This window comes from Mycobacterium sp. (assembly GCF_035603715.1).
In the GTDB taxonomy this organism is placed as follows: Bacteria; Actinomycetota; Actinomycetes; order Mycobacteriales; family Mycobacteriaceae; genus Mycobacterium.
The window spans coordinates 1-6,348 of record NZ_DATNJW010000541.1 but is presented as its reverse complement, the minus strand read 5'-3'; the positions used below and the strand labels follow the sequence as shown (position 1 = coordinate 6,348).

Here is a 6,348-nt window from a genome sequence, read left to right as displayed (position 1 = left end):
CGCGACGCTGTCGATCGCCGCGCTGTCGGTCGCGGTGTGGGCGCACCACATGTTCGCCACCGGCGCGGTGCTGCTGCCGTTCTTCTCCTTCATGACCTACCTGATCGCGGTGCCGACCGGGATCAAGTTCTTCAACTGGGTGGGCACGATGTGGAAGGGGCAGTTGACGTTCGAGACGCCGATGCTGTTCTCGATCGGCTTCATGATCACCTTCCTGTTGGGTGGCCTGACCGGTGTGCTGCTGGCCAGCCCGCCGCTGGACTTCCACGTCACCGACAGCTACTTCGTCGTCGCGCACTTCCACTACGTCCTGTTCGGCACCATCGTGTTCGCCACCTTCGCCGGCACCTACTTCTGGTTCCCGAAGATGACCGGCCGACTGCTCGACGAGCGGCTGGGTAAGCTGCACTTCTGGTTGACGTTCATCGGTTTCCACACGACGTTCCTGATCCAGCACTGGCTGGGCGACCTCGGGATGCCGCGCCGCTACGCCGATTACCTGCCCACCGACGGGTTCCAGCCCTACAACGTCGTGTCGACGATCGGCGCGTTCATCCTTGGCGTGTCGATGATTCCGTTCGTCTGGAACGTCTTCAAAAGCTGGCGCTACGGCGAGGTGGTCACGGTCGACGACCCATGGGGATACGGCAACTCGCTGGAGTGGGCGACCAGTTGCCCGCCGCCCCGGCACAACTTCACCGAGCTGCCCCGGATCCGTTCGGAACGGCCGGCATTCGAGCTGCACTACCCGCACATGGTGGACCGACTGCGCGCCGAGGCGCACGTGGGCCGGGCCCACGGTCCGACGGACGGCGACGTCACCCGAGCCGACGACGTCAGCGTTCGCACGTAATGGCCTCTAGCGGGGGCAATTTGGGGTGAGTACACCCCGCAAGGTGTCGGCGTTGATCACCGTCACCGGTCACGACAAGCCAGGCGTGACGTCGGCGCTCTTCGAAGTCCTTTCGGGGCACGAGGTTGAGCTGCTCAACGTCGAACAGGTGGTGATCCGCAACCGGCTGACGCTTGGTGTGCTGGTGTCGGCGCCGCTGGACGAAGACACAGCGTTACGCGACCAGGTCACGGCGGCGATCCATGCCGTCGGCCTCGACGTCACCATCGAGCGCAGCAACGACCTGCCGGTCATCCGGGACCCCTCGACGCACACGATCATGGTGCTGGGCAGGCCGATCACTGCCGAAGCGTTCGGCAGGGTTGCCCATGAGGTGGCCGCCTTGGGCGTCAACATCGACCTTATCCGCGGCGTCTCGGACTATCCGGTCACCGGCCTGGAATTGCGGGTGTCCGTGCCGCAGGGCGTCGGCGGGCAACTGCAGGAGGTGCTGACCCGGGTGGCCGCCGACGTCGGCGTCGACGTGGCGCTGGAGGACTACAGCATCGCGCGGCGCGCCAAACGGCTCATCGTGTTCGATGTCGACTCGACGCTGATCCAGCAGGAAGTCATCGAGATGCTCGCCGCCCGCGCGGGCGCGCTGGACGCGGTCGCCGCGATCACTGAGGCCGCGATGCGCGGTGAACTCGATTTCGCCGAATCGCTGCATCAGCGGGTCGGCACGCTGGCGGGCCTGCCCGCCGAAGTGCTCGACGAGGTCGCCGAAGCCGTCGAGCTGACCCCGGGCGCGCGGACCACAATCCGCACGCTGCGCCGGCTGGGCTACCACGTGGGTGTGGTCTCCGGCGGATTCCGGCAGGTCATCGAACCGTTGGCGCACGAGCTGATGCTGGACTTCGTTGCCGCCAACGAGCTCGAGGTCATCGACGGCAAGCTCACCGGGCGGGTCATCGGTCAGATCGTCGATCGCGCGGGTAAAGCCAAGGCGCTCAGGGACTTTGCTCATCAGGTCGGCGTGCCGATGGCGCAGACTGTCGCCGTCGGTGACGGGGCCAACGACATCGACATGCTGGCCGCGGCCGGCCTGGGTGTGGCGTTCAACGCGAAACCCGCGCTGCGGGAAGTCGCCGATGCGTCGCTGAGCCACCCCTACCTGGATACGGTGCTGTTTCTGCTCGGCGTCACGCGCGGCGAGATCGAGGCCGCGGACGCGCTCGACGGCGTGCTGCGCCGCGTCGACATCCCACCGGAGTAGCGGCGCGACCCGACAGGCGTCATGGCGTCGCGGTACGGCACGATGGGCGGGTGGCCGAAACCGGGAGCGAGGCAGTCGACCCCGACCTCTTGATCGACTTCACCGATGTGTCGCTGCGACGCGACGGCCACACCCTGGTCGGGCCGGTGACCTGGTCGGTCGAGCTCGACGAACGCTGGGTGATCATCGGGGCCAATGGCGCCGGCAAGACGTCGTTGCTGCGTATCGCCGCGGCCGCCGAGCATCCCTCGTCGGGGGTCGCCTACGTGCTGGGGGAGCGCCTCGGCCGGGTCGACATGTCCGAGCTCCGCTCGCGGGTGGGTTTGAGTTCCTCGGCGCTGGCGCAACGGATTCCGGGCAACGAGGTGGTGCGCGACCTGGTCGTCTCGGCCGGCTACGCGGTGCTGGGCCGCTGGCGGGAACGCTACGAGGACGTCGACTACCACCGGGCGATCGACATGCTGGAAAGCCTGGGCGCCGAGCACCTGGCCGACCGCACCTACGAAACCCTGTCGGAGGGTGAGCGGAAGCGAATCCTGATCGCCCGGGCGTTGATGACCGACCCCGAGTTGCTGCTGCTCGACGAACCCGCAGCCGGTCTCGACCTGGGCGGGCGCGAGGAGCTGGTATCGCGGCTTGCCGATTTGGCCGCCGATCCCGACGCGCCGGCGCTGGTCCTGGTCACCCATCACGTCGAAGAGATCCCGCCGGGTTTCAGCCATTGCATGCTGTTGGCCGAGGGACAGATCGTCGCGGCAGGTTTGCTGTCCGACGTGCTGACCGGAGACAATCTGTCCGCGGCGTTCGGCCAGTCGATTGCAGTCGACGTGATCGACGGGCGTTACTTCGCCCGGCGCATTCGTAGCCGCGCGGCCCATCGGAGGCGCTTGTGAGTGACGAACCGCTTGTCCCGTTGCCGGTGCGGCCGGCCGCGACGGTCATGCTGCTGCGGGAGACCGCCAAGGGTATTGCGGTCTTCTTGATGCGGCGGCACGCAGGAATGGAATTCGCCGCCGGGACAGTCGTATTCCCCGGTGGCGGGGTCGACGACCGCGACCGAAACGCCGACATCGCCTGGGCCGGGCCGCCGCCGTCGTGGTGGGCGCAGCGTTTCGGCACCGACATCGCGTTGGCCGAGGCACTGGTGTGCGCCGCCGCGCGCGAGACCTTCGAGGAGTGCGGTGTGCTGTTCGCCGGCCCGGCCGACGACCCGAATGGCATCGTCAGCGACGCATCGGTGTACCGCGAATCCCGCCAGGCGCTGGCCGACCGGACGCTGTCGTTCGCCGACTTCCTGAGCCGCGAAAACCTGGTGCTACGAGCTGATCTGCTGCGGCCGTGGGCCAACTGGGTGACGCCCGAAGCCGAGCGCACCCGTCGCTACGACACCTACTTCTTCGTCGGGGTGCTGCCGGAAGGTCAGCGTGCCGACGGCGACAACACTGAGTCCGACCGGGCGCAGTGGGCGACGCCGCAGGCCGCCGTCGCTGAATTCGAAGCCGGCCGCTGCTTTCTGCTGCCGCCGACCTGGACTCAGCTGGACTCGCTGATCGGGCGCTCGGTTGCCGACGTGTTGGCCGTCGAGCGGCAGATCGTCACGGTGCAACCGAACGTCGAAATCGACGGCGAAAACTGGATTTTCGAGTTCTTCGACTCCGACCGGTATCACCGGGCCCGCAAAGCCGGCGGATTGGGGTGGCGGATTTGAGCGAGTTCGTCAGCGTCCGCCTGGGAACCCAACATCCTGGCGTGGGGACTTTGGCGCTGTCGCGGCCGCCGACCAACGCCATGACGCGGCAGGTCTATCGGGAGATGGAGCGGGCCGCCGCCGAGATCGGCAACCGCGAGGACATCGCCGCCGTCGTCCTCTTCGGCGGCCACGAGATCTTCTCCGCGGGCGACGACGTTCCCCAGCTGCGGACGCTGGCCACGTCGGAGGTCGACAGCTGGGTGCGGGTGCACCGCGCCGCCGTCGACGCCGTCGCCGCGATACCCAAGCCGACCGTCGCCGCGATCACCGGATACGCGCTGGGCGCCGGCTTGGGGCTGGCGCTGGCCGCGGACTGGCGGGTGAGCGGTGACAACGTGCGGTTCGGTGCGACGGAGATCCTGGCCGGCCTGGTGCCCGGCGGCGACGGCATGGCGCGGTTGGCTCGCACCGTCGGGGCCAGTCGCGCGAAGGAGCTGGTCTACAGCGGCCGGTTCTTCGACGCTGAAGAAGCCCTGGAGCTGGGCCTGATCGACGAGATGGTGGCTCCGGATGCCGTGTATGACGCCGCTGCGGCCTGGGCGAGCCGCCTCGTCGGCGGACCCCGGTCAGCGTTCGCCGCTGCCAAGGCCGGCATCGACGGCGCCTACGCGCTGCCGCCGGCCGAGCGTTGGGATGCTGAGCGGCGCCGCTACCTCGACGTCTTCGCCGACAGCTTGGAGCGACCGGCGGCTGAGGCGACTTAAAACGATCTGAGAAAAGCCTTTACATAGGGTGAGAGCCGCTCGGTACTATGAGCTGGCTCACATCGGGGTCGAGGCGCGCGGAGGTCGCATTGATCTTCAGGACAAATCGGCGTAGTAGCGCAGTCGGTGTCGGTGCAGTCTTTGCGGCGTTCGGGGTCGCGATGGTCAGCCCACCAACCGCGCGCGCCGACGACTTCGGCCTCGGCGACCTGATCAGCGACCTCGTCTCGAGTGCAACTTCTGCCGAAGTCGGCTCCCAAGCGATCGAGGGGGCACTCGCCGCGAGCGCGTCAGGGGCCGAAACATTATCTCCGACAGAGCTTTTCCAGCAATACATCTACGAGCCGCTGCACGCCGGCGTGGAGAGCTGGATCAACAGCTCGTTCGGCGAGCAGGTCGACCACGCCCTCAACACGGCGTCCGGGCTGTTCTTGATCGGCAACGGCGCCGACGGCACCAGCCAGTTGGACCCCAACGGCGGCGTTGGCGGTTTGTGGCTCGGTGACGGCGGCAACGGCTGGGACAGCGATCAACCCGGCGTCGCGGGCGGCTCCGGCGGCGACGCGCTCGGCTTCTTCGGCAACGGCGGAGAAGGGGGACTGGGAGGTGCGGGTGCCGCCGGCGGCGACGGTGGCGATGCCGGCTCACTGTTCGGCATTGGCGGCGACGGTGGCAACGCCGGTGCGGGCGCCACCGCCGCGGGGCTGCCTGCCCTCGGTGGAGCCGGTGGCAATGCCGGTGTGTTTGGCGAGCACGGCGCCGTCGGCGACTTCGGAACCCTGCCTGGGGGTCTCACCCAGGCGGCCGACCCCGACGGGTCGCTGCTGCCGCTCGGGACTTCCGGCGGCTTCCTGACCAACAGCGACGGACAAGTTGTCACCCTGCACGGGCTCAACGAGGTGTACAAGATTGCGCCCGGTGACCCCTTGGCCAGCGGGTTCAACGACGACGACGCGGCGTTCCTGGCCGAAAACGGTTTCAACGCAGTCCGGGTGGGCGTGATCTGGTCCGACCTGGAGCCCGACCCCGGCGTGTTCAACACCGCCTACCTGAACTCGATTGAGCAGACCGTTCAAACCCTCGGCAACCACGGGATCTACAGCATCATCGACTTCCATCAGGACGCCTACAGCACCGCGTTCGGCGGCGAAGGGGCACCCGACTGGGCGGTGCAGACCGACGGGTTGGCCAACCCCTCGCTGCCCTTCCCGTACAACGAGTTCTTCAATCCCGCGGAGCAGCAGGCATGGGAGTCGTTCTGGACGAATGCCGACGCCCCGAACGGAATTGGTCTGGAGAACAACTACAGCCAGATGTTGGAGTACGTGGCCAATGCCTTCAACGGTGACCCCAACGTGGCCGGATTCGAGCTCATAAACGAACCATCGCCGGGCATATCGTCGTTCCTGCCGACCCTGTTCGGCAACCCGTTCTTCGACAGTCAGCAGCTGACGCCCTTCTACGACCAGGGGGCGGACGCGATCCGGGCCGTCGATCCGAGCACACCGATTTTCTTCGAACCCAATGTCCTTTCCAACGCGGGCATACCGACCGATCTTGGCCATGTCGACGCCACGAACACCGTCCTGTCGTTCCACGACTACTGCGAGTTCAACCTCGGGCCGCTGGGGTGCATACCGAGCGTCAGCGGCATCGTGGGCAATGCCGAGGCCTACGCGGAGGCGCAGGGAATTCCGGCCTTCATGACCGAGTTCGGCGCCACCAGCGACCAAGCGCAGATCCTGGCGCCGCTGCAAGGAGCCGACCAACACCTGATCGGGTGGAC

General features: G+C 67.4%; 6 protein-coding genes. All 6 read left to right on the top strand.

Going from position 1 to position 6,348, the window contains the following annotated elements; genetic code table 11:
• Positions 1–853: cytochrome c oxidase subunit I (locus tag VN856_RS22415; protein ID WP_325693113.1), on the top strand; the 853-nt coding region annotated here is incomplete at its 5' end.
• A 25-nt stretch (positions 854–878) separates the two neighbouring features.
• Positions 879–2,108 (top strand): phosphoserine phosphatase SerB, encoded by a 1,230-nt coding sequence (serB, locus tag VN856_RS22410; protein WP_325693110.1) that lies wholly within the window; start codon positions 879–881, stop codon positions 2,106–2,108.
• Between the two features lie 50 nt (positions 2,109–2,158).
• Entirely contained in the window at positions 2,159–3,001 is an 843-nt protein-coding gene (locus VN856_RS22405) for an ABC transporter ATP-binding protein (protein ID WP_325693107.1), read from the top strand.
• A gap of 47 nt (positions 3,002–3,048) precedes the next feature.
• Entirely contained in the window at positions 3,049–3,816 is a 768-nt protein-coding gene (locus VN856_RS22400; protein ID WP_325693116.1) for an NUDIX hydrolase, read from the top strand.
• A complete protein-coding gene (locus tag VN856_RS22395) occupies positions 3,804–4,562 on the top strand; it encodes an enoyl-CoA hydratase (RefSeq protein WP_325693105.1) in 759 nt (252 codons plus the stop codon). The genes VN856_RS22400 and VN856_RS22395 overlap by 13 nt, the downstream gene beginning before the upstream one ends.
• An 89-nt stretch (positions 4,563–4,651) precedes the next feature.
• Positions 4,652–6,348, top strand: a 1,697-nt coding sequence (locus VN856_RS22390) for a glycoside hydrolase family 5 protein (protein WP_325693102.1), incomplete at its 3' end; no start/stop codon positions are given.